At 31.9% G+C, this 24,331-nt stretch carries 25 protein-coding genes; 13 read left to right on the forward strand and 12 right to left on the reverse strand.

The window, feature by feature from the left end; all coding sequences use genetic code 11:
• The first annotated feature begins 89 nt into the window (after nucleotides 1-89).
• On the forward strand, nucleotides 90-1,958 hold the full coding sequence (locus tag CVD18_RS02190) for a SulP family inorganic anion transporter (protein ID WP_103863806.1): 1,869 nt from the start codon (nucleotides 90-92) through the stop codon (nucleotides 1,956-1,958).
• 55 nt (nucleotides 1,959-2,013) lie between these two features.
• On the opposite strand, the gene CVD18_RS02195 is transcribed toward CVD18_RS02190, so the two are convergent.
• Complete coding sequence (locus CVD18_RS02195; RefSeq protein WP_103863807.1) at nucleotides 2,014-2,526, reverse strand: CvpA family protein; 513 nt, start codon at nucleotides 2,524-2,526, stop codon at nucleotides 2,014-2,016.
• Between the two features lie 175 nt (nucleotides 2,527-2,701).
• Between CVD18_RS02195 and CVD18_RS02200 the strand changes: the two genes are divergently transcribed.
• Complete coding sequence (locus CVD18_RS02200) at nucleotides 2,702-2,944, forward strand: hypothetical protein (protein ID WP_103863808.1); 243 nt, start codon at nucleotides 2,702-2,704, stop codon at nucleotides 2,942-2,944.
• Nucleotides 2,945-2,955: 11 nt separating this feature from the next.
• The gene (locus CVD18_RS02205) at nucleotides 2,956-3,231 is read left to right on the forward strand and encodes a hypothetical protein (RefSeq protein ID WP_103863809.1); all 276 of its coding nucleotides are present in this window, start codon (nucleotides 2,956-2,958) and stop codon (nucleotides 3,229-3,231) included.
• 12 nt (nucleotides 3,232-3,243) lie between these two features.
• Here CVD18_RS02205 and CVD18_RS02210 read toward each other — a convergent pair whose 3' ends face one another.
• From CVD18_RS02210 to CVD18_RS02220, 3 genes are all read right to left on the reverse strand, one after another.
• Nucleotides 3,244-5,799, reverse strand: coding sequence for a carboxypeptidase-like regulatory domain-containing protein (locus CVD18_RS02210; RefSeq protein WP_103863810.1), 2,556 nt, complete (start codon nucleotides 5,797-5,799; stop codon nucleotides 3,244-3,246).
• Between the two features lie 76 nt (nucleotides 5,800-5,875).
• On the reverse strand, nucleotides 5,876-6,778 hold the full coding sequence (locus CVD18_RS02215; protein ID WP_103863811.1) for a FecR family protein: 903 nt from the start codon (nucleotides 6,776-6,778) through the stop codon (nucleotides 5,876-5,878).
• Between the two features lie 58 nt (nucleotides 6,779-6,836).
• Nucleotides 6,837-7,349: an RNA polymerase sigma factor gene (locus tag CVD18_RS02220; protein ID WP_103863812.1), complete on the reverse strand. Its 513-nt coding sequence runs from the start codon at nucleotides 7,347-7,349 to the stop codon at nucleotides 6,837-6,839.
• A 75-nt stretch (nucleotides 7,350-7,424) separates the two neighbouring features.
• Between CVD18_RS02220 and CVD18_RS02225 the strand changes: the two genes are divergently transcribed.
• From CVD18_RS02225 to CVD18_RS02255, 7 genes are all read left to right on the forward strand, one after another.
• Nucleotides 7,425-9,017: a 7TM domain-containing protein gene (locus CVD18_RS02225; RefSeq protein ID WP_103863813.1), complete on the forward strand. Its 1,593-nt coding sequence runs from the start codon at nucleotides 7,425-7,427 to the stop codon at nucleotides 9,015-9,017.
• A 66-nt stretch (nucleotides 9,018-9,083) separates the two neighbouring features.
• Complete coding sequence (locus CVD18_RS02230; RefSeq protein WP_103863814.1) at nucleotides 9,084-9,962, forward strand: sugar-transfer associated ATP-grasp domain-containing protein; 879 nt, start codon at nucleotides 9,084-9,086, stop codon at nucleotides 9,960-9,962.
• Between the two features lie 97 nt (nucleotides 9,963-10,059).
• Nucleotides 10,060-11,193 (forward strand): hypothetical protein, encoded by a 1,134-nt coding sequence (locus CVD18_RS02235; protein ID WP_146052682.1) that lies wholly within the window; start codon nucleotides 10,060-10,062, stop codon nucleotides 11,191-11,193.
• A 210-nt stretch (nucleotides 11,194-11,403) separates the two neighbouring features.
• The gene (locus CVD18_RS02240; RefSeq protein WP_103863816.1) at nucleotides 11,404-11,760 is read left to right on the forward strand and encodes a hypothetical protein; all 357 of its coding nucleotides are present in this window, start codon (nucleotides 11,404-11,406) and stop codon (nucleotides 11,758-11,760) included.
• Between the two features lie 208 nt (nucleotides 11,761-11,968).
• Entirely contained in the window at nucleotides 11,969-12,988 is a 1,020-nt protein-coding gene (gene pheS / locus CVD18_RS02245) for a phenylalanine--tRNA ligase subunit alpha (protein ID WP_103863817.1), read from the forward strand.
• A gap of 7 nt (nucleotides 12,989-12,995) precedes the next feature.
• Nucleotides 12,996-13,391, forward strand: a complete 396-nt coding sequence (locus tag CVD18_RS02250; protein WP_103863818.1) for a hypothetical protein — start codon at nucleotides 12,996-12,998, stop codon at nucleotides 13,389-13,391.
• Nucleotides 13,392-13,702: 311 nt separating this feature from the next.
• Entirely contained in the window at nucleotides 13,703-14,182 is a 480-nt protein-coding gene (locus CVD18_RS02255; protein WP_158250373.1) for a lipocalin family protein, read from the forward strand.
• A 74-nt stretch (nucleotides 14,183-14,256) separates the two neighbouring features.
• On the opposite strand, the gene CVD18_RS02260 is transcribed toward CVD18_RS02255, so the two are convergent.
• Both CVD18_RS02260 and CVD18_RS22465 read right to left on the reverse strand, forming a co-directional pair.
• Nucleotides 14,257-15,372 carry a DNA alkylation repair protein gene (locus CVD18_RS02260; RefSeq protein WP_103863820.1) on the reverse strand — a complete coding sequence of 372 codons (1,116 nt, stop codon included), beginning with the start codon at nucleotides 15,370-15,372 and terminating at the stop codon, nucleotides 14,257-14,259.
• A gap of 222 nt (nucleotides 15,373-15,594) precedes the next feature.
• The gene (locus CVD18_RS22465) at nucleotides 15,595-15,771 is read right to left on the reverse strand and encodes a hypothetical protein (protein WP_158250374.1); all 177 of its coding nucleotides are present in this window, start codon (nucleotides 15,769-15,771) and stop codon (nucleotides 15,595-15,597) included.
• Nucleotides 15,772-16,043: 272 nt separating this feature from the next.
• Here CVD18_RS22465 and CVD18_RS02265 point away from each other — a divergent pair, with 272 nt between their 5' ends.
• A complete protein-coding gene (locus CVD18_RS02265; RefSeq protein ID WP_103863821.1) occupies nucleotides 16,044-16,268 on the forward strand; it encodes a helix-turn-helix domain-containing protein in 225 nt (74 codons plus the stop codon).
• Between the two features lie 168 nt (nucleotides 16,269-16,436).
• Here CVD18_RS02265 and CVD18_RS22470 read toward each other — a convergent pair whose 3' ends face one another.
• Together CVD18_RS22470 and trpS are read right to left on the reverse strand one after the other, a co-directional pair.
• Complete coding sequence (locus CVD18_RS22470; RefSeq protein ID WP_158250375.1) at nucleotides 16,437-16,589, reverse strand: hypothetical protein; 153 nt, start codon at nucleotides 16,587-16,589, stop codon at nucleotides 16,437-16,439.
• A 601-nt stretch (nucleotides 16,590-17,190) separates the two neighbouring features.
• Nucleotides 17,191-18,159, reverse strand: coding sequence for a tryptophan--tRNA ligase (trpS, locus tag CVD18_RS02270; RefSeq protein ID WP_103863822.1), 969 nt, complete (start codon nucleotides 18,157-18,159; stop codon nucleotides 17,191-17,193).
• Nucleotides 18,160-18,233: 74 nt separating this feature from the next.
• Here trpS and CVD18_RS02275 point away from each other — a divergent pair, with 74 nt between their 5' ends.
• Entirely contained in the window at nucleotides 18,234-18,977 is a 744-nt protein-coding gene (locus tag CVD18_RS02275; protein ID WP_103863823.1) for a 1-acyl-sn-glycerol-3-phosphate acyltransferase, read from the forward strand.
• A 96-nt stretch (nucleotides 18,978-19,073) separates the two neighbouring features.
• Here CVD18_RS02275 and CVD18_RS02280 read toward each other — a convergent pair whose 3' ends face one another.
• The 4 genes from CVD18_RS02280 to recA all read right to left on the reverse strand — a co-directional run bounded on the left by CVD18_RS02280 (nucleotide 19,074) and on the right by recA (nucleotide 22,763).
• Nucleotides 19,074-20,636 carry an outer membrane beta-barrel protein gene (locus CVD18_RS02280; protein ID WP_103863824.1) on the reverse strand — a complete coding sequence of 521 codons (1,563 nt, stop codon included), beginning with the start codon at nucleotides 20,634-20,636 and terminating at the stop codon, nucleotides 19,074-19,076.
• 2 nt (nucleotides 20,637-20,638) lie between these two features.
• A complete protein-coding gene (locus CVD18_RS02285) occupies nucleotides 20,639-21,184 on the reverse strand; it encodes an RNA polymerase sigma factor (RefSeq protein WP_103863825.1) in 546 nt (181 codons plus the stop codon).
• Nucleotides 21,185-21,208: 24 nt separating this feature from the next.
• Entirely contained in the window at nucleotides 21,209-21,619 is a 411-nt protein-coding gene (locus tag CVD18_RS02290; protein WP_103863826.1) for a hypothetical protein, read from the reverse strand.
• A gap of 136 nt (nucleotides 21,620-21,755) precedes the next feature.
• Nucleotides 21,756-22,763 carry a recombinase RecA gene (recA, locus tag CVD18_RS02295; RefSeq protein ID WP_103863861.1) on the reverse strand — a complete coding sequence of 336 codons (1,008 nt, stop codon included), beginning with the start codon at nucleotides 22,761-22,763 and terminating at the stop codon, nucleotides 21,756-21,758.
• 514 nt (nucleotides 22,764-23,277) lie between these two features.
• Between recA and CVD18_RS02300 the strand changes: the two genes are divergently transcribed.
• On the forward strand, nucleotides 23,278-24,309 hold the full coding sequence (locus CVD18_RS02300) for a rhodanese-related sulfurtransferase (protein ID WP_103863862.1): 1,032 nt from the start codon (nucleotides 23,278-23,280) through the stop codon (nucleotides 24,307-24,309).
• The last annotated feature ends 22 nt before the right edge of the window (nucleotides 24,310-24,331 follow it).

The raw sequence follows: 24,331 nt of genomic DNA on the forward strand, positions 1-24,331 counted from the left end.
AGAAAATATTTTTGTAAAAAGGTTTAGTATCAACCAAAAGTGATTTTTTGAATGTTTCTATTATAACGAATTAATAAAAATACATACAAATGAAAGCTTTTTTTAGTAATTTCAAAGGAGATGTTTTTGGAGGATTAACTTCAGGAATAGTAGCGCTTCCTTTAGCATTGGCATTTGGAGTCTCTTCTGGTTTAGGGCCAAGTGCTGGATTGTATGGGGCAATTTTTATTAGTTTTTTTGCAGCATTGTTTGGGGGAACAGATACACAGATTTCTGGGCCAACTGCGCCAATGACAGCTGTAAGTATGTTACTTGTTGCTGGTGTAATAGGTGCAAATGATGGAAGCGTTGAGAAAGCATTGCCAATTATCCTTATTGTGTTTTTGATGGCAGGGTTAATGCAAATTGGTCTTGGAGCAATAGGAATAGGAAAATATATTAGATATATCCCATATCCAGTAGTATCTGGTTTTATGACAGCTATTGGAGTTATGATTTTAATAACACAATTTTTACCTGCGTTAGGGTATTACCCAAAAGAAGATACCGATTTTGTTGAAAAATTTAAACCACAGGCTGAAGAGGTAATTTTGAATAAAATACTAAAAGATGAAGCAGGTGAAGGGATACTGGTGCTAGAAAACTTTAAAGAAACAATAAAAAGAGCAGAGATAATTTCTGAGGATGAGATTTCTCTCGAGGCAATTACCTTAGCAGGTAATGAAGCTTCTGGAGTTGTTGGAGCAATCAAAAGTCTGCCCAGAGCATTCTCAAAGGTTAATTATCTAGAACTAATATTATGTGTTGTAACCATAATATTAGTTTATGGATTTAAAAAAATTACTACAGCGATACCAAGTACTTTGGTATCGTTAATAATAGTTTCTGGAGTGGCCTATGGCTTTGATCTGAAATATAAACTAATAGAAGAGATTCCTACAGGTTTTCCAGTTCCTAATCTGTCAATTTTTTCCGAATTCAAAATAGAAGCAATAACTCCTTATATTTTTACGGCTTTATCTCTTGCATTTTTAGGAGCGATTGACTCTTTGCTGACTTCTGTGGTTGCAGATAATATGACCAAAACAAAGCACAAGCCTAATAAAGAATTAATAGGTCAAGGGATAGGAAATAGTATTGCAGCAATATTTGGTGGAATTCCAGGGGCTGGAGCCACGATTAGAACTGTAGTTAATATTAATGCAGGAGGAAAAACCAGATTGTCTGGAATGATTGCTGCAATAATATTATTGATTGTACTATTAGCATTAGGACCAGTAGCGTCAAAAATACCTGCTGCGGTTCTAGCTGGTATATTGATTACAGTAGGTATTGGAGTAATGGATTACAGAGGGCTTAAGGCTGTGCCTCATATGCCTAAAATAGAAGTTGGTATAATGGTTATTGTTCTGGTGTTATCTGTTTTTTGGAACCTAGTATATGCAGTAGGTGTTGGTTTAATTATTGCTTCTGTGATTTTTATGAAAAAAATGGGAGATGTAACAGCAAGCCAATCCAAGATAGAATCTTTGAAAGGGACTCAATATGATAATGATGAAAAGCCGTGGAAAGATGAAAAGAATCTTACTACAGAACTTAAAAAAGAAATATTTGTAAAACACCTTAATGGCCCTGTGTTTTTTGGAGCCACAAGTGAACTCCAGCAGCTTGCTACACAAATACCAGAGTCTGCATCTCATGTAATTTTGAGAATGGATAGAGTACCCTATATGGATCAGTCAGGAGTATATACATTAGAAGATATTATTTTGAGTCTGGAAAAAAAGAGAGTAAAATCTTATATAGTAGGAATTCAAAAACAACCTTTATATCTAGCCAAGAATACGGGTATTATTCCTGACCTTATACCAGAAGAAAGTGTATTTGAAGATTTTGATCCTTGTATTAATTATTTAAGAAACTTTGTAAAAGATACAGATAATAGTCATACAATCTAAGTACTTGTATAATTGGTTACAGCGTGAAATAAAATATCTTAGATAATTTAAAACATTATGCTTCGTTTTCAGAAGCATTAGTGTCTTCCTTTTTTAGTATGCTGGGCAATACAGATGGAGCTAGTTTTCTGATGGGAGTATACAGCAAAGAAGAGTTAAGAGTGTCTTCTTTGATTATTGTTATATTTCGGTTTAAGGCATCTATAAAGATGATGAGAACGCTGGCTATAAATGCCATCTTCAATACTCCAAAAGCACCACCAAGTATTTTGTTTAGAATCCCTAGTGCAGCATAATCTGCAACTTTGGTAAGTATTCTTCCTGCCAAAGATACAAGTACAACAACTATAATAAATGTTAAGGCAAAAGCTACTAATTTGGTAGTGCCTTGTTGCCAATCAACATATTGATCAAGGTATTCTCCTGAGATATGTGAAAAATGAACTGCAATATATATACCTACTACTAGTGCAACCAAAGAGGCTAAAGAAGAAAAAAATCCTTTACTAAATCCTTTTATGAGCCCCCATAGTAAGAAAATACCTAGAATAATGTCAATATAGTTCATTGAATAATGATTAAGTAATAAGATTCAAATATAATTCTTTCTGGTCATACGCACGTGTTCTATTTTATTTTGTCGATTGTAAGAGGTTTTTTGAATTTAAGAAGTAATTGTATAGTGCGGTATATTGTTAAAAATAATTATATATATTTAACATAACATATATATAATATATACAATGAAAAAAATAATTGATATTGATAAACATCTAATTCCTAAACTCAAGTTGATAGCAGCAATAGAAGGAGTTAGCGTAAAAAAAACAATGGAGAATGCTATTGGTTGGTATATAGAACAAAAGCAAAATGAACAATTAAATGCGATGTCTTTGGATCAAAAGGAAGATTTAGGGTTGTTGCTTTTAATGCAAAAAGCAGACGCTACATTAACTATTGATGAGGATGAGTTGTTTAATTCCTAAAGTAGTATAAAATGGTATTGAAAGTTTCTATACAGTTCAAATTGGATTTAAAGGCAATTAAAGATGTTTCTTTACACGAAAAGATTAAAGAGGTGTTATTGTCTATAAAAGTTGCCAAAAGTATTAATGAAGTGTCTTTTTTAAGGAAAATAAGAGGTAATGATAATGCGTATAAGGTGAGTGTTGGATTTTATTATTTAGTAGGCATTATGACATCAGAAAAAGAACTAACACTGATGCGGTTATTACATCGTGATGAGATAATGCATATTATAAAGAATGATTAAAATATTTTGAACTTAAAAATAAATTCTAAAAACAGCATTAGGGGTAATACCCAATGATTTTTGTTGCAACTTTTCTAGTTCTAAATCACCCGTTGTTATATTGTCATCTAATTGATAACTTACAGCAATAGGTACTTGACGATTGTATATGTTTTGTATAGAAGCGCCTAACTGACCTCTCCAGCTACCAGACGTACTAATATTAAATCTATAAATGGCAGATATGTCCATTCTATGATATTCAGGTAAGCGGTTTGCATTAGCATTCTCAAAAACGATTTCTTCGTTGATAAGGTTAGCACCTGTAAAGGGAGCACCAGATCGCCATAACCATCCTAAAGAAAATTCCCAATTATTAATTGTATAGGTGTTAGAAATCCTAAAATTATGAGTGATATCATTATTTCCAGAAAATGAACCTCTCTGTATTTCGGGAAACGTATATTTTACATCATTAAAAGTATATCCAACCCAAGTTCTAAAATTTTTCACTTTCTTTTTCAATAAAACATCTACGCCTAGAATTTCACTTTCTCCTGTAGATAATTCACTATTGATGGTGTTAAATCCACTAGTAATCGATGTCAATCCATCAATGTTTTTATAATATCCGTCAATTTCAAAGTTCCAACCTTTTTTAGAAAATAAAATTCCTCCAGAGAATTGAGTACTCTCTAATACAGGAATGTTTTCATTGGCATGTATCCAAAGATTATTCTCTAAGCGAAGCTGAGTATCTTCAAATTCTACCAATTGACTTATAGGTTGATATCGAAGCTCGCCTGTTGCTTTTATTCTAAGAAAGCGGGTGATAGGATGTTCTATATTTGCTCTAGGTTCTATATAAACCTTATCCACCACAGAATATGAGGATGATCTAATCCCTAAGTTGATAAAGCTTTTGTTTTTTGGAGAAAACTTATAGTTGGCATAAAGTGTATTTGCCTTGTTTTTTACATTGTCAGATTCATCTATTGGGTTTTCAAATTCACCTTCTCTTGTAACGGTATAAACAACATCTGTACTAGAGAACTGATACCCTAACATAAATGAGTTTTTAGAATCTAGATCGTATGTAATATTAAAATCAGCACCAATGTCTTTTACTGTATTCTTTCTAACAGATCGTTCTTCTATCTCTAATTCTTGTCTTTCTGTAAATAAATAGTCAGAATCAAACATAGAATAATATGCTTTTAGGTGATGATGTAAGTTATTCATTTTGGTTCCTTGCCAAGAAATACTGCCTCCTTTATTCTTAATTTCTAAGTCATCAGTGATGAGATCTTCTTCATTATTAACTTCGAATGTAAGATTATTGTCTGTAAGGATACCGCTAATTAGTATTTTATCATTATCAGAGGCATCAATAATAAGTTTGGCGCTGGTATCGTAAAAAAAGAAGTTATTTTTTGCAATACTTTCTTCATCTTCCTCCTCTTCATCTTCTTCCGTAGGAATTTGATTTGGATTCTCTGCTATTTTTGTGTTTTGAAATACTTTTTCTGAAAGGGCTTTGTAAGTAGGGGTCTCAAAACTATCAGTATATGATCGTCTTCCAGAAAGAACGAGTCCAAGGGCTTTTCCAACAGGAACTTTTATAAACATATCTCCATGAGTACCATTAATTCCAGCACCACCATTAAATTTTTCAGGTACTTCTCCTTCACTAGAAATATCAATAACACCAGATACTCGATCCCCATATTTTGGGTCAGCACCTCCTTTGAATATTTTAGCGCTTTTAATTACATTGGGATTAAAAGCAGAAAACATTCCAAAAAAATGTCCAGTATTATACATTTTTATATTATCCCAAAGAACTAGGTTTTGATCAGGAGACCCTCCTCGAATTTGTATACCAGAAGCAGTTTCATCAGGGCTATTTATTCCTGGAATAAGTTGAACACTCTGAAAGATATCAGGCTCACTTTGTCCAGGCAATATACCAAGTTCATCATTAGAAATTGTAAGAGACCCATCGATATTTTTGTCGATTCCTGTAGTAATATACTCTACAATAAGTACCTCTCCCAAAGAAGTGCTCTCAGTAAGTAGCGGAATTCTAGAGCAGGTTGATGTGGTAAAAGAAGCAGCGTCTAGTATCTTGGTTTTGTATCCTACATACTGTATAGAGATAGATTCATTCTTGTCAATCATTCCTAATTGAAAAAAACCATCATCATTAGTAATAGTTCCTACTTTGGAGCTTTCAATAGTTATTGTAGCATAAGGTAGAGGAGAATTGGTAGATGCATCAAATAAATACCCGCAAACTTCAATCTGATTGTTCTCAGAGCTTACAATTACCTGCCTATCGGATATTTTTTTAAAATTAAGATTAGTCAATGTTTTTAAAGTAATCAAAATCTCATCCAATGGAGTATCTTTTATTACCAGAGTGATGATTTTATTTTTTACTGTCTCATTGCTAAACGAAAAAATAAGATCGTATGATTCTGACAACTCATTAAGGACTTGTTGTAAAGGGGTTTCTTTATAATTTTTAATGATTTGTGCTTGTAAAGAAAAAGTACAAAAAAGTAACAATAGTAAAATTTTCTTCATGGTATATTAGTGGCTTTAGGGGGCTTCTAAAACTTTGAGATTTTTGGATTATTGCCTAAAAGCATGTGTTTTTAACTTATTGGGCAGAGAGTGAAATATTGGAACCGTTTACAACATAGTCAACTCCCATAGGCACAAGAACAGATTCTAGTGCAATAGTGAGGTCTTGATAGTTAAATCCTCCTGTGAATAATTGCTTTTGATCAATTTGATTTCGTTTGAAAACGACTTTGTATTGTCTCTCTAATTCATCCAATACATTTTTTAGAGGAACACTATTAAAAATGCTTTCTCCTTTTTTCCACATAGGCTCATTTCCAGAAACAGTTTCTTCAGTAAGTTGATTGTTTTTTAAGAAAACACCTTCTCCTTTTTGTAAAACCTTTTGTTGATTATCATATGTAGATACTTTTACTTTTCCTTCATAACAATCTACAATAAATTCATTTGTTCTGTCCTTTATGTTAAATTGAGTTCCTAAGACTTCAATTTTACCCAATTTTGTAGTGACTGTAAAATTGGTTCCAGTGGAGACTTTAAAATGGGCTTCTCCTAGCAAATTTATTTTTCTGTTGCTAGACCAAAAAAAGCGTTGATGTGTTAGTGTAGAAGAGGCATTAAGATCAACAGAACTCCCATCAGGCAAGACCACAGCCAATTGTTCTCCTTGATTAGTTGTATAGGTTACTTTATTAAAGAAGATACCAATAATCAAAATAATAGAAGCAGCAGCAGCAATAGTATATACAACAGGCTTTAGGTTAATGACTTTTGCTTCTTTGGGGCGGTAAATTTTACCCAGGGTGGTTGCCAAAGATGGTTGCACATCAAAAGGAGGCGCCTTGAAATAAGTTAAGCCGTCTACAATTTTTTTATATTCGTTATACTCAGGAAGCTGTTTTAATTCCTCTAATTCCTCAAAACTAAGGTCATCATTCAACCACTTTGCTAAGTATGTATTTTCTTTATCGTTAAGCATAATTTCTACCTTAATATCAGAAGAATAACAGGTAAGATATAAAATACCCTACCAGATATTATATGTTTTTTACCAGTTTTCTTAATTGTTTTAATGCATTATGCATTCTTTTCTCTACTGCTTTTACAGAAATATCCAACATTTCGGCAATTTCATTATATGTTTTTTTGTCGATTCTATTGAGTAAAAAAACCTCTCTTTGGCCATCAGAAAGATCAGCAATTGCATTTTGCAGCTTATCCATAAACTCTTTTTCTTCCATTACATAATCTGGAGATTCAATATTTTTATGTTTTTGAGGGATTTTTGAATATTCTAATCGAACTTTTTTATGAGCAACCTGATTAAGGAATAAATTATTGGCTACAGTACATAAAAAACCTTTTGCTCTCTCGAGGATTACTTTTTTGCAATTATCCCAAAGCTTTATAAATGCTTCTTGCATAACATCTTCTGCTTGTTCTCTGTCTCCACATTTATAGTAAATAAAATTTCTAACAGCCTCTGCATGTGTTTCGAATAATTCTGTGAAAACGGGTTGTTCACATACAGATTTTGAAGATTGCGACATATAAAAAGGTTTTTTTTCTGATTTAGGGTAGGGTGAAATTATTTCTACTTGTTATTAATCCAAAAATAGCTGATTATGAATTTGAAACCAAATCTTAAAATCGCATTAATTATAATAACTATAATTGCACTAATTTCTATTGGGTTTAAAGTAAAGCCAATTCTTGGAAATTATGATGATTTTAATCCTGAAAAAGTCTATAAAATTACCTATAGATTCTTTTTTAAATCTGGTGACAAAAATACTACATTAAAAACATATATCCCTATTACAAATTCTAGGCAAAGGATATCTGGAGAACATATCAAAAATGATAGCCTGTTGTTTTTTACAAAACAAAAAGAAAAACATCAGAATATAAGGGCTATCTGGGGAACTAATGATATAAACTCATATCATTCTATCGATTATGAGTTTATTTTTGAGGGAAAAGCTAAGCATTATAAAATCCCTAATACATTCAGCAAATTTTCAGAAGAATATGAAGAATATCTCAAAGCTACAGATGATATTCAATCAAATGATTCAATAATCAATACATTGGCAAGTAGCCTAACACAGGGTGCTAAAAATGATGGAGAAATCATAAAAAACATTTTTGACTATGTATATAAGATCCCTTCAGCACCAATTATTACATTAACAGATGCATTAACAACAATAAGACAAAATAAAGCTTCTTGTAATGGAAAAAGTAGGTTGTTTGTTGCCTTATGTAGAAATATGGGATATCCTGCCAGAGTAAAAGGAGGGATTATTGTAGAAAATGCGAATAAAAGAACATCACATGCATGGGTAGAAGTATTGATTAATCAAACATGGATTCCTTTTGATGGACTAAACAACCATTTTGCATACATTCCAGCTAATTATTTAGAATTGTATCAAGGCGATAAGCCTTTGATAACGCATACAGCCGATATCCAATTTGATTATAGTTATCAGATAGATGAAGTAAATCATGTGTCTTTTTTAAAAATGAATTCAGAAGAACTTCATAAACTGCCCGGTTTCTCACTTTGGAATTTAGTAGATAAAAAGATCATACCAAAAGGGTCTCTTAGCCTTCTACTGTTATTGCCTATAGGAGGGTTACTTGTTGCTTTTTTAAGAAATATAGTAGGGCTTAAGACCTTTGGAGTATTCCTGCCAGTATTGATAGCCTTTTCGTTATCCCATACAGGCTTTATTTCTGGAATTGCAATTTTTGTAGGGCTTATTATGTTTATTGGGTTGATAGCCTATCCCTTTGATAAGTTGCGATTGCTGTATACACCAAAACTCGTTATATCATTAACCATTATGGTGTCGTTGATTGTAGTCGCTACTCATTTTGGAGTAAAAAATAATATAGAGTGGCTTACAAAACTCACTTTTTTTCCAATTATTATTTTAACCATTTCTGCAGAACGATTTTCTCGTTCTACACTAGAAGATGGATATATAAAAGCAATGGATAAATTGTTTCAAACACTTATAGCTACATCAATTTCATATCTCATATTATCTTGGGCATGGTTGCCATCTGTATTGATTCTATTTCCAGAAATTGTTCTTTTGATAGTGGTATTAGCTACTTTCTTGGGTAGGTATATTGGAATTAGGTGGATTGAATTATTTAGATTTAAGCCATTATTTAATTCAGAAAATAAAAAATTAAATTTTTAGGTAGGGTATATACAAACTTACCTGTTTCTATAAAACAAAGAAAATAACTATTTAAAATATATAAATATGTTCTCGATAATTTTCAATAAGAAATCCATTGCAGCCTCCAGTGTGATCGGTTTGAATGAAAGAAACATAAAATTAATTTATCCTAATAACCCCAAGAAACACTATCCATTAGCAGATGATAAAGTGTTAACCAAAGAAATACTGCACCAAAATGATATTCCATGTGCAAAAACATATGCCGTGATAGAATACAATAGTGATATCAAAAAAGCATGGGAATCTTGTAAGCAATATAATGCAGTAGCTATAAAACCTGCAAATGGTTGTGGAGGTGGAGGTATTAAGATACTTAAGAAGAATAAAGAAGGGGACTGGATGAGTAGTGGAGAGGTGATAACAGATCGCCAAATATTTCAGCATATGGCCTCCATCATTATGGGTTTCTTTTCATTAGGTTCACATGACAGAGTGTTAATTGAAGAGTGTATAGAACCACATCCTTTCTTTCATGAAATATACCCGCAGGGAGTACCTGATTTTAGAATTATCACTCTTAATAATACACCGTTGATGGGAATGTTGAGAATGCCAACAGATAGATCTGATGGTAAAGCCAATCTTCATCAAAACGGAGTTGGTATTGGTATTGATATGAATGAAGGGAGGTTGCTAGAAGTTTATGATGGTAAAAAATACAGTAATCATCACCCAGATAGTACTTTTTTGGTTAATGGTGCCCCCATACCTTACTGGGAAGAAATTTTGGAAATATGTATTTCAACTGCAGAAGCATTTCCATTGAACTATCTGGGGATTGATATTGTAATAGATAAAAATAAAGGGCCACAGATAATGGAGATCAATGTTCGTCCTGGGTTAGGTATTCAATTGGTGAATAAAACAGGATTAAAAGAAGTGATAAAAGAAGCTATTTAAAAAATAACAAAAGAAGTAATTAAATAAACATTGTGAATATTTCAATAGGCATTGAAATGTATAGTTTACGTTGGATCAAATTAATAAAAAATAATAAATGAAGATAAGAAATATAATATCTATAGTGCTTGTGATGCTACTGTACTCTTTTAGTTTTTCGCAAAGTAAAAATACACTAGAGGTTGGAACGCAGGCAGGATATGAATACAATTATTTCAAAAGTCCTAATGAGGTTAGAGTAGAAGGAAATGTGCTAGTCAAAGAAGATCTGATCTCTAGTAGTTTCTATCAAGATATAGAAGCACATTATAAATACCGCTATAAGCAGAGAAAAAACAGGTTCAGATTATCGATAAATCCTTTCTCAAGGATATTTTATGAAAGTGTTGATGATAGTTATTGGAGTTTGAATGCCGTTGCCAAATATGATTATAAATTCACTAGAAAAACAGCCTTTTTAGCAGAAGCTAGATTAAAAAGGATGAACCGAGAAGGGTTGGGAGGAAATCAAGATGTATTAATCAATCCTTTGGGATATACTAATTATGGAGCTACTCTAGGTTTTAAATTTCCACTCTTTAATGAAAATGAAACCACATTTGAAGGGTTTTATAATTTCAAAGATTTTGATGCTTTTGGCATTAGAGATTTACAATTTGATGAATATGGAGTTCAATTATCCAGTGTTCAATCTTTTGATATAAATAGATTAGAGCATAAATTAGGAGTAAGTGCCTTGGTAAAGAAACGTATGTATGATACGTTTAATGCTAGCGAAATCGATACAAACGGAGAGAGAGATTGGGATTATATAAAAGCAAATTTGTTTTATGAATTGCCCTTTAGTGAGCATTTCAAAATAAGACCCAATATTTTATATTATGCTAGAATTGATAACTCTGCAGGACGTTCAGGATTTAAACAATTTGGTCCTGGGTTGAATATGGCATATAAAAATAGAGGAACCAAAATAAGAACATCATTCTCTTATATTACAAGGAAATACGATGCTATTGAAGCTAGAAACACAGAAGAACGTATAGGAGAAAATTTAAAGTATAAATACGCAAACATACAAGCTAATTTTTTTCAAAAAATAGCAAATGGGTTTTCAATAACGACAACATTGTACTCTAGAATAAGAAGTACAAACTATACTGACATAGATGCCAGATCTTTTAGAAATTATAGAAATCAATATGCTGGAGTAGGTATTTTATGGGAGTTGTAAGATTTCCCCCCTGATTTATTGTTAGTTTTCCTTGGTTAGGCGTTACTTTTTTAGGTAGCGTCTAACCTTTTTTTACATAAAATTTATGTAAAAAGAATTGGTTGTAATGTTTTGTATGGCTGTTCATAATATAGTTTATCTTTGTTTCCATTGGGATAACATGTTCTGATAGATATTACTAATATTATAGAAAGCTATTAAACTATAAGTATGGCCAGAGATGAGAAATTAAAAGAACGTTGGGAGGTTCTGGTAAAAAAACTTTCGGATCAATTTGCAGATGGAGAAGATTTGGATCTAGATGGGATTATATATTTGATTGGAGTTCAGGAATTAGGTCAATTACACAGAGATTTTAAAAAAGACGAAAAATTAGATTTGATGCATATTGCAATTTGTCGTCTTCTAGAACCATATGGGTATTATGAATTTGATTATTTTGATAATGAGGGGTGGCCTCATTATAAGGTCAAAGAGCAGTTGCCAAGCTTGAAAGCAGGAGAGCAATCTGTTTTGATGAAAGAAGCGATAGTAAGTTATTTTTTATCAAGTAGATATATAGAATAGCTATCTGTCAATGTGGCTTTTAATAATAGAATCAATATAAGAGTTGTCTGGTATATGATACAATTAAAGTGGTAAATAGAAAGCAGATCTCATAAAATATATACTGGAAACTTTCATGAAATAAATATAGCGAGCTTGTTTTGTATGTGAATGTACTATTCCATTAACCTAAATTACTTAAATTTGCCGTTCTATTAAGAAAATTGCGATGATTGATAAGATAAAAGAGTATATAGAAGAAGTAGATGCATTCAAAGCTAAAACCAAAGAAGATGTTGAGGCTTTTAGGATTAAGTTTTCAGGTAAAAAAGGGTTAGTTAATGAATTTTTTTCAGAATTCAGAAATATAGCCAATGACCAGAAAAAAGAATTCGGGCAAGCTATAAATGCTCTTAAGATAGCGGCAGAAAATAAAGTCAAGAACCTCAAAGATGAGTTAGAATCTAAAGACGAAGAAAAAGGCCTTTATGGTGATTTAACTAGACCGTCAGAGCCTATTACTTTGGGTTCTAGACACCCTATTTCTTTAGTAAAAAATCAAATAATTGATATCTTTTCTCGTATAGGGTTTAATGTAAGTGAAGGCCCAGAAGTAGAAGATGACTGGCATAATTTTACTGCATTAAATTTACCTGAGTATCATCCTGCTAGAGATATGCAGGATACATTTTTTATCCAAACAAATCCTGATGTTCTATTGCGTACACATACCTCATCGGTACAAGTACGTTATATGGAAAACAATAAGCCGCCAATACGTACAATTTCTCCAGGAAGAGTATATCGTAATGAAGCAATTTCTGCAAGATCTCATTGCTTTTTTCATCAAGTAGAAGGACTGTATATAGATAAAGATGTTTCTTTTGTAGATCTCAAACAAACCTTACAATATTTTACCACAGAAATGTTTGGTAAATCTAAAATCAGGCTACGTCCATCTTATTTTCCGTTTACAGAACCAAGTGCAGAAGTAGATGTATATTGGGGATTAGAAACAGAAACAGATTACAAAATGACAAAAGGCACAGGATGGCTAGAAATTATGGGATGTGGTATGGTAGATCCTAATGTTCTTAAAAACTGTGATATTGATCCTGAAGAATATAGTGGTTTTGCCTTTGGAATGGGGATTGATCGTATTGCACTTTTGTTATATGGAGTATCTGATATTCGTATGCTTAGTGAAAATGATGTGCGTTTCTTAGAACAATTTAAAGCTTCACTATAACTTTTGTATGAAAAAAGATATTCATATACCTACTGTAGAAGAAGTTTATATTGCTATAGTAAAAGAATGGGATGAAGAATTTCTGGCGCAGAACTGGAATTCATATATTATTAATGATAAAGATATTCCTATAGAGATGGTTTTGGTAGTAACAAAAGGGTATGATGAAGATAGAAAAACCTCATTGTTACGCCATGGTATCGGAACTGTTCCTGCTAAGTCTTCTGCCAAAATAGAAATGATTCAAGAGGCATTGTTAGGTATGAATAATGAATTTGTAGTTACATTTTTTGCAGACAGCAAATTGTATGATAAGAAATACTTGTTTAGAAAACATACTATAAATGAAAATGCTTTTCAAGATCTACCAGTAATGAACCAACGTGGAGTGTTGGTAAAATAATCTACATTTAATTTTGACTGATTGTACATTTTTTAATGTATATCATTAAAACTCATTTATGAAAGTTTACTTCTTTTTTAAACTTTTCATTATACCTATTATGTTTAATTTTAATACTTTTCTTGTGTGCCTGAGAAAAATTTTATGTAAACCTCTTGTTATTAGTGCTTTAATGTTTTATGCAAGTAATTTGGGCACGAAAAATATCGATTAAACGCGTTATTTTTAGATTAAATACATTTTAAGCAGTCAAGTATTTGTTAATCACGAGTGTTTTTATGATTTTTGTATTGTAATCGGAAATGCAATATATGAAGAGATTATTACCCGTGTGTATACTATTGTTTGCTGGGTTTGTGTTGATGATATTTTCTTGTAAAAGGAGTGATCCTGACGCTTCTAGTATCTTACTTATAGGAAAATGGAAACTAAAACAGCAGTTTAGTAGTGAAGGTAAGAATATGGGTTTTGAGGAGTTCCCTCTTTCTTTTTGTGAGAAAATGACAACTTTAGAAATAGCAATAGATGGTAGTTTTGTAGAAAAAAGCTATTACGAAGATTTTGGTACAGGAGGAGAATGTTTAAAAGATACTGAAGAAACTTTAGGTAATTGGAAAAAAGAACCAGATGGAACTATTAATTTTATTTATAATCAAAAGAGTGTTTTGTTGTTTACCAAATCAGACGTTGTTCTCAAAAATGGACATTTAGTGATTACCATAGCTTATGATGATCCAGATTTAGGACATGAAACTACTCTTCAGTTTATTTATACCAAAGTAGAAGGGTAAGAATAGAGATTCTGAATAAAAGAGTGATTTGCATTTTTTTTATATTAAAAAAAATGTGTTTTTAGCGTTCTTGTTTAAGGTTTTTTATCAGCAAGTTCAAAAGCGTGTTTTTTAAATTCATTACCATTAATTATAATCGATAGTTGATGCAATCCTAAATGAAATTTCCTAGTAGTTATTATTTTAAAAGACTGCTTTCTATAGATAGTTGTTATCGAATTTTTAGGATATATTTTTTCACTTATTTTAAAAACTTTCTTAGATAAGTTTCCATTAGCTTTTTGATAATAAAGCCCATATTCTAGCCTTATCTTTGATGATTGATTATCAGTATTATGTAATTCAAAAGTAAATTCCAATGTATTTCCGATCTGTACTATAGGAGTTAAAATTTTTAATTTTTTAATTTTAATCTTGCCATTAGCTCTAAAGCCAAACAAGGACATAATTTCTGGATTTCCTTGTTTCAAAAGCGTTCTACATCCATGCTTAACCAGCCAATCTATTTCTTTTGATTTCCCAACCCAATTTTTTGCAATATCAATTACAGTAGAAGGATGATCTTTTGAAATATCATTTAAATTATTGGCAATACTTCTTCTTACCAATTCAGACTCGTCTTCTTTTAGATTTTTAAGAATTAATAAGATTGGTGTAGGGTCTGTTTTTAAGAAAGGCAGTGCCATAGCCCAAGGTAAACGCGGTCTGGATCCCTCAGAAGATAATCTTCTTACCATAAAGTGTTTGTGTGTGGACCATTTTGTCATTTGTGCGATACCTTTTTTAGGATATTTGATAAGAAAAGGGCGAATGGCAAATTCACAGCTGGTAAATTGTGTTATTTCTTCTATAGCCCGTATAGAAGTGTCATAATCATTAATTCCATAAAACTCGATAAAATCAGGAAAGAACATGTATTCCAAACTATTTTCCTTTATTCCTTCTTTTTGTAGTTGTTTGATTACGTTGAGCAACGTATCCACATTTTTTGAGTAATTAGGTTGTAAATAGCTTTGCAAAACGACTGTAATATGTCTCATGCGCTGTTTTAACTCTTTTTTCTCCCATTCGTTATCATAAATCTGTTTGATAAAAGAAGAGGTGTTAAAATAAGGAATCACTTTTTGAAGAACAGTTGTGAATTCTTCAAAAAATGCATGAGAGTAAATATGCTTGAGTAGTTCTGCCATAATGCTTTTTTAATAGCTAGTAAAAATTAACTTAATAAAAAGTAAAAGTAAAATGTACTAGTGACAACTGCATGTCAGCTATATCAAAAAAACGATATTAATAAATGTAAATATGAAGATAAATAAAGAGTATAGGTGTTTAGTGTAGTGTATAATTTTCTTATAGTAATATAAGTTGTTATAAACTAATGACTCTATAAAATAGGGGTGTAAGAGGAGTTTTTAATGCTCTTTTTTTTGAGTATTGCGTTGCTTTTTTTGGTGCTGTTGTCTAAGGAGTTCTAATGCCCATTTATAATGTTGCCAAACCTCTTGTGTTACACCATATTTACTTTTGTGATCCATTAATCGTTTATATAATTTTTCCTCTGTCATGACTATAGTTTTTAGTTTATTCATTCATGTTTTGTCTCTTTTTGTGGTATTAGTAGGTTTTAAGTTTTCAAGTATTGTGATAAAATTACTTTGGTCTTCTTTACTAAATAAATGTTCTTGTTGATACGCCAACATATATTGGTACAACTCTTCTTTGGTCATAATATGATAATATCTTTAATAACTAATATTAAATATATGCAATATAATACACATTTCATGTTGAAAATCAAACAATTGATAGAGTATTGCAATTTGACCTAATATTTCTAGCAGGAAATTAGTCATTTTTGAGGATGGCTAAGGATGATAAATTCAAAGAAGCATTAGGCAATAGACTACGAAGTTTACGGCAAGACGCTGGGCTAACATTGGTAGAATTAGCCGAAAAATCCGGAGTAAGTTACCGAACAGTTTTTGATATTGAGAAAGCAAAAACAAGACCTTCGGTTGAAGTAATCAGGTTGCTTTGTGGGGTTCTAGAATATCCTCTTTCTGACTTTTTTAAATTCAAATATTAAGTAATCAATAACTAGTGCATGTATTTTATTTATTAGTGCGATTTATTTTAACTATCAAAATGTTTTAGAATTCTAAGGTAAGATAAAGAACTAGATTGCCCCCTACGGGTTTCCGTAGGGACTCTAATTTATTTTTTTGTATGAGGGAGTGTTATTGCGATGTAATCACTAATTTCTTTCTTGAGAATTGCTATTATTGTTTGTAGATTGTTGTCTAAGCGTGTCTATAGCCCAATGGTAATGTTGTAATGTCTCTTGAGTAATACCATGTTTACCTTTGTGTTTCATGAGCCGTTCGTATAATTTCTCCTCTGTTATCATAGTAGTTTCTTGTTTAGGTTTGCATCTTTTTCTCTTTTATATCACTATCAGACTTTAGGTTTTCTAACAATGTTATAAAATTACTTTGATCGTTTTTTGTAAATAAATGTTCCTGTTGATAGGCTAACATATAATTATATAATTCCTCTTTTGTCATCGTTCACAATGTATTAAATGATGTTTGTGCTTTTAATATAACAGATTTACAATAAGCCCTAATATGTATGACTTGTTATATGTAAGCAGGGGTAATTTTTTAATTTTTTTTATTCAGAATATGATCTGTTTAAAAAAAAGTCTTTCAGAAATCTAAGTTACTAAGAAAATGGCAAAGTTGGTTACGGTAAACTAAGAGTCTTTTTAAGGTTTTTCTCTTATATTTTGATAATAAACAACATTGAGTATTTAATAAAAATAGTGCTTTTTTTACTATATCTATTAGATAATCAGTGATATAAGGGATGATTTATTGAGTAATATGAAAGGAAAATGACATTTAGCGTTTTGTAAAGCTAAATGTCATTTGATGTATAAAACCCTCTTAGTTTTATAATAGAATTTAGTATAATATTATTTCTTGTAAGAAGGTGTTTTGTTTAAACTAGTAACCGATCTTTTCTCGTACCCTAGCTAATACAGTATTTGCAATAGCAGTAGCTTTTTTTGCCCCGACAGCAAGAGCCTCGTCTATTTCATTAAGGTTGCTCATATAGTAGTTGTAGCGTTCTCGTTCTGTAGCATATTTGTCAATAAGTAACTCAAACAAGGCTTGTTTGGCGTGGCCGTATCCATAATTACCTCCTAAGTAATTTTCGCGCATAGTTTTTTGTTGCTCTGCGGTTGCGATTAGTTTATATAAAGAAAAAACATTACAGGTCTCAGGATTTTTAACACCTTCTAGCGGTATGCTATCGGTTTCGATAGACATAATTTGTTTGCGTAGTTTTTTATCTGGCAAAAACAAATTGATAATATTCCCTTTAGATTTACTCATTTTACCACCATCTGTTCCAGGAACATACATAGTTTCTTTTTGTACTTGAGCTTCGGGTAACACAAATATTTTATCTACTAGATTGTGTATTCGAGATGCTACATCTCTGGCCATTTCTAAATGTTGTAATTGGTCTTTTCCTACAGGAATAATCTCTGCGTCATACAAAAGAATGTCAGCAGCCATAAGCATAGGGTATGTAAATAATCCTGAATTTACATCTTCTAGACGATCAGCCTTGTCCTTAAAAGAATGTGCGAGCGTCAAACGTTGATACGGAAAATAGCAACTCAGATACCAGGACAATTCTGTTACTTGGGGAATATCACTTTGTCTATAAAAAACAGTCTTTTCAATATCCAACCCAAATGCTAACCATGCCGCAGCAGTAGAATAAGTATTCTCTCGCAACACAGTGGCATCTTTAATTTGGGTAAGAGAATGCATGTTGGCAATAAATAAAAATGATTCGTTATTGGGCTCATTAGCCATTTGAATTGCAGGGATGATTGCTCCTAATAGATTTCCTAAGTGTGGAGTGCCTGTACTCTGTATTCCTGTTAGAATTCTCGACATGGTAATTTTATAATTTGTTGGCAAAGGTAATTTTTTTGTTTACATAGCTCAAACCAATTGTGTATTTTTGAGAGATGCATATACTTAAAAAGATACTTATTCTATTATGGCGTATTTGGTTTTATATCCTTATGGGAGTTCCTATAATTATCATGTTTCCTCTATTGTTAGTATTTAGTTCAAAAGAAGAGTGGTATTCACAATTTTTTGTAGTTGCTAGATTTTGGGCAAAAATAGTATTGTACGGGTCAGGGTTTGTGCCTAGGGTTGCTAGTGAAGTAGTACCCGATCGTAAGAAAAGTTATATGTTTGTAGCCAATCATACTTCTATGACAGACATCATGTTGATGTTGTATGCTGTCAAAAATCCCTTTGTCTTTGTGGGTAAAAAAGAACTGGCAAAGATTCCGATTTTTGGGTTCTTTTATAAGCGCACATGTATATTGGTTGATCGTAGCAGTCAGCGTAGTAGAAAAGAAGTTTTTGATCGCGCACAAGCAAGACTACATACTGGCACGAGCATATGCATTTTTCCTGAAGGAGGCATACCTGATGATGAATCAGTAATTTTGGATGGGTTTAAGGATGGTGCTTTTAGATTGGCAATAGATCATCAGATTCCTATAGTGCCTTTGGTCTTTCTAGATAACAAAAAACGCTTTTCATATACTTTTTTTAGTGGAAGCCCAGGGATTATGAGAGGTCGCGTGTTGAAAGAAATTTCTACCAAAGGATTAACTCAAGATGATAAAAAAGAAGTAAAAGAAAATGTGCGTACACTTATTTTTAATACTTTAAAAGAAGATTTGATATCATAAAAAAAGTAAAGCCACCTCTCCCCAGAGATGGCTTTGTTCATCATTGCTTTTTGAATTGCAATAACTTTCCGAACCAACTAAAAATCGTTATGTTCTTTAAAATTTAATACTAACACCAGTATAGACACCAAAATAATAAGGCTTGAAATTGTCTGTGTTGGTATTAAATGTATTAAGCTGATATTTAAAAATAGGCTCGAGATTAATCTCCAGCTGCTTTGTTATTTTATAATCTATTCCTAATCCAATATTACCACTAAAACTTACCTCGTTAAGGTTGTTAGCTTTGCCAATAGGAGTTTCAAAATCTCCAGCTTCTATTGAGATTTCATTGTCTTGTAAGAACAAAGTACTCATACCACCAATCATATTGATCCCAATTTTTTTGTTTACCAAAGCGTATTTCATTTCTAGTGGCACTTCGATATAGCCAATACTTTGATTAAGTAAGCCAATATTTTGAGTGGTATTGGTTGCATTTCTTGTAACATCCGTAAATTCAGAAACACCTACATTTCCAATATCAGAAACCAAAATCGCTTCTGAAGAAGTATTATAATCAACGCTTTCAAGGTTTTTGTTTAAAGAAGCAGAAGGGGTAAAGCCAACATCTTCTGTGTGATAACTAAGATCTACTTTACTTACTCCTGATCGTATACTAAATCTTTTATTTATCGCATAAGCTACTTGTAGGCCATAACTCATATTTACTTGTCCACTTTTTGTGTTATCTGCAAATTGAGAATCAATAGGTGATCCATTTCCCAACGAGCTATAGTATACAGGAGCAATTGTAGGAGAGATATTCCATTTTCTTGTTGAGGTTGATTCCTCAACGATATCCTCTTTATTGTTTATTACATCAAAAATCGATTTTTTATGGGCGTTAATATCTTTATCCTTTTTGATATCTTCTGTTTTCTGATTACCCTTATCGCTTTCTGCTATACTTAGGGAGTCTGAGGTGTGTTTTATGTGAGGTGTGTTGAGGAATGGTAGCTTTTTATTAGGGATTAAATTTTCGTTTTTTGGGTCAGAAATTGTGTTTTTTGCAATGTTATTCTTGCTTAAAATAGTGTCTGTTTTTTTGTGTAATAACGGTTGTTTCTTACTGTTGTTTACTGTTTTAGAGGATGCTTCCACGATTTGATTGTAAATAGCAGATGAAGAAGTAATAAGTTTATTCCTGTAATTTATAAGAGATTGCTCATCTGTAGTTTTTTTTGTAACCGCATTTTGATCAGAATCAGAAGATTTAATCGTGTACGAATTTATAGTAGGATCATGACTTTGATATTCATTTGTTGCTCCTTTGCTTGGGATATTACTCCGTTCTTTTTCTGAGCTTACGATATCATTCTTTTTCTGAACAGGTGTGTCATTGTGTAGATCTTGTTGTTTTTTTGTTTCATTTTTAGAATTAGCATTGGTAATTGTGTTTTTTGGCTGTTGGCTATTATCTGCCATAAAAAAGCTAACACCAAATATAATGGCAACTAATGCCGCAACACCAGCAAATTTATACCAAAACGGGAGTAAGGCTCTTCTTTTTTCATTTTGATGAGCTTTTATTCTTTCCCATACTATTTCATCAGGAGTAACCTCAAAATCTTTAAGCTTTTCCTGAAATAAACGGTCTATGTTTTTTTTATCATTCATCTTCATCCTTCAATTGATCGAACATAAAGTTCTTTGTTGGTTTGTAATTTTTCTTTCAAAATATTTCTTGCTCTTGCTAGATTGGATTTTGATGTTCCTGTAGATATATCAAGCATTTTTGCAACTTCTTTATGTGAGTATCCATCTAACACGTATAAGTTAAATACCAATCGATAACGATCAGGTAGTTGTTGTATTATTTTTAGAAGATAATCTAATGAGATTTGTTCTTCATCTACCTCTATTTCTACTTCTTCGATTTGTTCTTCATTAATAATATCAAAAACTCGTTGTTTTCGATATTTTTGTAATGCTGTATTAATAGTTATTCTTTTCATCCACCCCTCAAAAGAACCTTGGTTTTTATATTGGTTGATTTTATCAAAAATGGTAATAAAAGCATCTTGCAGGGTGTCTTCTGCACTAGGAGAATCGTTAGAATATTTCAAACAAATCGCGAATAGTTTACTACTGTATAATCTATACAATTGTTCTTGTGCCTTGGCATTCTTTTTCTTGCACTTATTTATAAGTTGGTCTAAGCCCACTAACAATTATTTTTTTATTATTGATTATAATACAGGCACTTCTATGGTCAGAAATTGATTATCATCATTTTCATCCCGCCCTTGCCAAAACCTGAAAATATAAGAATCTTCTTCTCCTACAAGAAAATTAAAAGACTCAGAAACCAATTCTGTTTTTTCGGTACAATTCCCCTCGTCAATATAAACATTAATTGCGGTAACTGTACGTTCATTTCCTACGATAGAATATCTATAGTCATAAAATGCATGACAATTAGATGGTCTTATGTATGTGGTTGTAATTTTTACGGTTTCTCCTCGGGTAAATTCATCAGGGATATCTACTTTTTCTATTGGTGTTAATTCATAGAAGAAAGTAGTTTCATTATCATCATCCAAACATCCAGTAAAGATGATAATAAGAAAAAACGCTAATACTGTTTTTAATTGTTTCATGTTTTGGGGTTTTGAAATCCTGATTAAACCTCTTTTATAATATATAGATGGTTTACTATAAATATGGTTGCTTCTAGGGTATAAAAAAATCCCGAAAAACTTCGGGATTTTTTTATTTTATAGTAAAAAGATGTTTTTATTCTTTAGCAATTTTTATGGCTTCCTTGATTTTTTCTTCAAGTTCTTCCATCAGTTCGGGGTTATCATTCAGTAATGATTTTACAGCATCTCTACCTTGCCCAAGCTTAGTGTCTTGATAGCTAAACCAAGAACCACTTTTTTTGATGATCTCATAGTCAACACCAATATCAATAATTTCACCATTTTTAGAAATACCTTCTCCGTACATTATATCAAATTCAGCAGTTCTAAAAGGAGGAGCTACTTTGTTTTTTACAACCTTAACTCTGGTTTTGTTTCCTTTTACTTCACTGTTGCTGTCTTTTATCTGTGTAGAACGACGAATGTCTAAACGTACCGAAGCATAAAACTTTAAAGCATTACCACCAGTAGTTGTTTCTGGGTTTCCAAACATTACTCCGATTTTTTCACGAAGTTGGTTGATAAAGATTACAGTACAATTAGTTTTACTGATTGAGCTAGTTAATTTTCGAAGTGCTTGAGACATTAATCTTGCATGAAGCCCCATTTTAGAATCCCCCATTTCACCTTCAATCTCACTCTTAGGAGTTAAAGCAGCTACAGAATCAATTACAATAATATCGATTGCTCCAGATCTAATTAAATTGTCTGCAATTTCTAGGGCTTGCTCACCATGATCAGGTTGAGAGATAATTAAATTATCTATTTCTACACCTAATTTTTCAGCATAAAAACGATCAAAAGCATGTTCAGCATCTATAAATGCAGCAATACCACCAGCTTTCTGTGCCTGTGCAATAGCGTGTAGAGTAAGTGTTGTTTTACCAGAAGATTCAGGGCCATAAATTTCAATAACTCTTCCTCTGGGGTATCCACCAACACCCATTGCCAAATCTAGACCAAGAGATCCTGTAGAGATTACATCGACTTCTTGAACAGCACGATCCCCCATTTTCATTACAGTTCCTTTTCCGTAAGCTTTGTCTAATTTATCTAAGGTAAGCTTTAATGCTTTTAATTTTGCGTCTTTCTCTGTACTCATTTGTTGCTCAAATATATCGGGATTTGACATTGATAATAAACTTTTTGCTAAAATACTATTTCTTTTTGTAGTTGTGACAGGGATTCTAAAATCGTTATTAACAACAAATCAGGAGTGATTTTTGGATAAATAAACAAAACAGATTGTTTTTTTAATTGAATAACGCAACCATTTTAATTTTTGGCATCTATTATCTAAAAGCAATTATGAACTTAATAATAAAAAGGAAGGTGTACAGATGAAATTCCTTAAAAAGGTCATAAATAACCTTGATGGCTGTATGATTACTAAAATTAGTAGTTGTATGGTAGAAGGTGGTTAGCTTTCGTTATTGTATTTTTTAATCGTTAAATTATTTAATAACGAATTAGCCCAAAAAATGCCTTGAATTTTATTTCAAGGCATTTTTTATATTTATAATAGAGTCATGTTCTATGGTCTTGCATATTATCTAATTATTTGTATTTTTGAAAAAATACAAATAATTTCTTTTAACTTAAAAAGTAAGTATAGCATGCAACTGTACAACAAATTAAGTGCAAAAGAAAGAGCAGCTCTTATTGATGAGGCAGGTACTGACCGACTTACGCTATCTTTCTACACATATGCACATATAGGAAACCCTGAGATTTTTAGAAACCACCTTTTTGTTCATTGGGATGAACTAGAAGTTCTAGGTAGGATTTATGTAGCCAAAGAAGGGATTAATGGCCAATTATCTGTGCCAGCACCAAACTTTGAAGCCTTCAAGAAACATCTGGATAGTATTTCTTTTTTAGAAGGAATACGCCTTAATATTGCGAGAGAACAAGACGCTAAATCTTTCTTGAAATTGAAGGTTAAAATTCGTAACAAAATAGTAGCCGATGGACTGAATGATGATACTTTTGATGTGACTAACAAAGGAGTGCATGTCAATGCATCAAAATTTAATGAACTCATAGAAGATCCAGATACAGTTTTAGTGGATATGCGTAATCATTATGAAAGTGAAATAGGGCATTTTAAAGGAGCTGTTACACCAGATGTAGATACGTTTAGAGATTCTTTGGATATCATAGAAGAAGATCTTAAAGATCATAAAGAAGATAAGAAACTGGTAATGTACTGTACAGGAGGAATACGTTGCGAAAAAGCAAGTGCATATTATAAACACAAAGGATTTAAAAACGTATTTCAGTTAGAAGGAGGTATCATTGAATATGCTAGGCAAATCGAAGACCAAGGACTAGAAAATAAATTCTTGGGTAAAAATTTTGTTTTTGATCATAGAAGGGCAGAACTTATATCAAATGATATAATAGCAAGTTGTCACCAGTGTGGAGCTCCATGTGATACACATGTAAATTGTGAGAATGAAGCATGTCATCTGTTGTTTATTCAATGTGAGAATTGTGCAGCAGAATTAGAAAAATGTTGCTCTACAGAATGTATGGAAGTAAATAGGTTGCCGATAGAAGAACAAAAAGCGTTAAGGAGAGGTAAAGGAAATAGTAATAAAATATTTAAAAAAGGCCGTTCTGAAGCGTTGAAATACAAAAAATAATTTTTGTAAAGTTAAAGATACT

It is taken from the genome of Aquimarina sp. I32.4 (assembly GCF_002924285.1).
Classification (GTDB): Bacteria; Bacteroidota; Bacteroidia; order Flavobacteriales; family Flavobacteriaceae; genus Aquimarina.

Excerpts from the sequence above, each read along its gene's own strand:
- CVD18_RS02190 (WP_103863806.1), top strand. The coding sequence starts at position 90 with ATGAAAGCTTTTTTTAGTAATTTCAAAGGAGATGTTTTTGGAGGATTA.
- CVD18_RS02195 (WP_103863807.1), bottom strand. The coding sequence starts at position 2,526 with ATGAACTATATTGACATTATTCTAGGTATTTTCTTACTATGGGGGCTC.
- CVD18_RS02200 (WP_103863808.1), top strand. The coding sequence starts at position 2,702 with ATGAAAAAAATAATTGATATTGATAAACATCTAATTCCTAAACTCAAG.
- CVD18_RS02205 (WP_103863809.1), top strand. The coding sequence starts at position 2,956 with ATGGTATTGAAAGTTTCTATACAGTTCAAATTGGATTTAAAGGCAATT.
- CVD18_RS02210 (WP_103863810.1), bottom strand. The coding sequence starts at position 5,799 with ATGAAGAAAATTTTACTATTGTTACTTTTTTGTACTTTTTCTTTACAA.
- CVD18_RS02215 (WP_103863811.1), bottom strand. The coding sequence starts at position 6,778 with ATGCTTAACGATAAAGAAAATACATACTTAGCAAAGTGGTTGAATGAT.
- CVD18_RS02220 (WP_103863812.1), bottom strand. The coding sequence starts at position 7,349 with ATGTCGCAATCTTCAAAATCTGTATGTGAACAACCCGTTTTCACAGAA.
- CVD18_RS02225 (WP_103863813.1), top strand. The coding sequence starts at position 7,425 with ATGAATTTGAAACCAAATCTTAAAATCGCATTAATTATAATAACTATA.
- CVD18_RS02230 (WP_103863814.1), top strand. The coding sequence starts at position 9,084 with ATGTTCTCGATAATTTTCAATAAGAAATCCATTGCAGCCTCCAGTGTG.
- CVD18_RS02235 (WP_146052682.1), top strand. The coding sequence starts at position 10,060 with ATGAAGATAAGAAATATAATATCTATAGTGCTTGTGATGCTACTGTAC.
- CVD18_RS02240 (WP_103863816.1), top strand. The coding sequence starts at position 11,404 with ATGGCCAGAGATGAGAAATTAAAAGAACGTTGGGAGGTTCTGGTAAAA.
- pheS (WP_103863817.1), top strand. The coding sequence starts at position 11,969 with ATGATTGATAAGATAAAAGAGTATATAGAAGAAGTAGATGCATTCAAA.
- CVD18_RS02250 (WP_103863818.1), top strand. The coding sequence starts at position 12,996 with ATGAAAAAAGATATTCATATACCTACTGTAGAAGAAGTTTATATTGCT.
- CVD18_RS02255 (WP_158250373.1), top strand. The coding sequence starts at position 13,703 with ATGAAGAGATTATTACCCGTGTGTATACTATTGTTTGCTGGGTTTGTG.
- CVD18_RS02260 (WP_103863820.1), bottom strand. The coding sequence starts at position 15,372 with ATGGCAGAACTACTCAAGCATATTTACTCTCATGCATTTTTTGAAGAA.
- CVD18_RS22465 (WP_158250374.1), bottom strand. The coding sequence starts at position 15,771 with ATGAATAAACTAAAAACTATAGTCATGACAGAGGAAAAATTATATAAA.
- CVD18_RS02265 (WP_103863821.1), top strand. The coding sequence starts at position 16,044 with ATGGCTAAGGATGATAAATTCAAAGAAGCATTAGGCAATAGACTACGA.
- CVD18_RS22470 (WP_158250375.1), bottom strand. The coding sequence starts at position 16,589 with ATGATAACAGAGGAGAAATTATACGAACGGCTCATGAAACACAAAGGT.
- trpS (WP_103863822.1), bottom strand. The coding sequence starts at position 18,159 with ATGTCGAGAATTCTAACAGGAATACAGAGTACAGGCACTCCACACTTA.
- CVD18_RS02275 (WP_103863823.1), top strand. The coding sequence starts at position 18,234 with ATGCATATACTTAAAAAGATACTTATTCTATTATGGCGTATTTGGTTT.
- CVD18_RS02280 (WP_103863824.1), bottom strand. The coding sequence starts at position 20,636 with ATGAATGATAAAAAAAACATAGACCGTTTATTTCAGGAAAAGCTTAAA.
- CVD18_RS02290 (WP_103863826.1), bottom strand. The coding sequence starts at position 21,619 with ATGAAACAATTAAAAACAGTATTAGCGTTTTTTCTTATTATCATCTTT.
- recA (WP_103863861.1), bottom strand. The coding sequence starts at position 22,763 with ATGAGTACAGAGAAAGACGCAAAATTAAAAGCATTAAAGCTTACCTTA.
- CVD18_RS02300 (WP_103863862.1), top strand. The coding sequence starts at position 23,278 with ATGCAACTGTACAACAAATTAAGTGCAAAAGAAAGAGCAGCTCTTATT.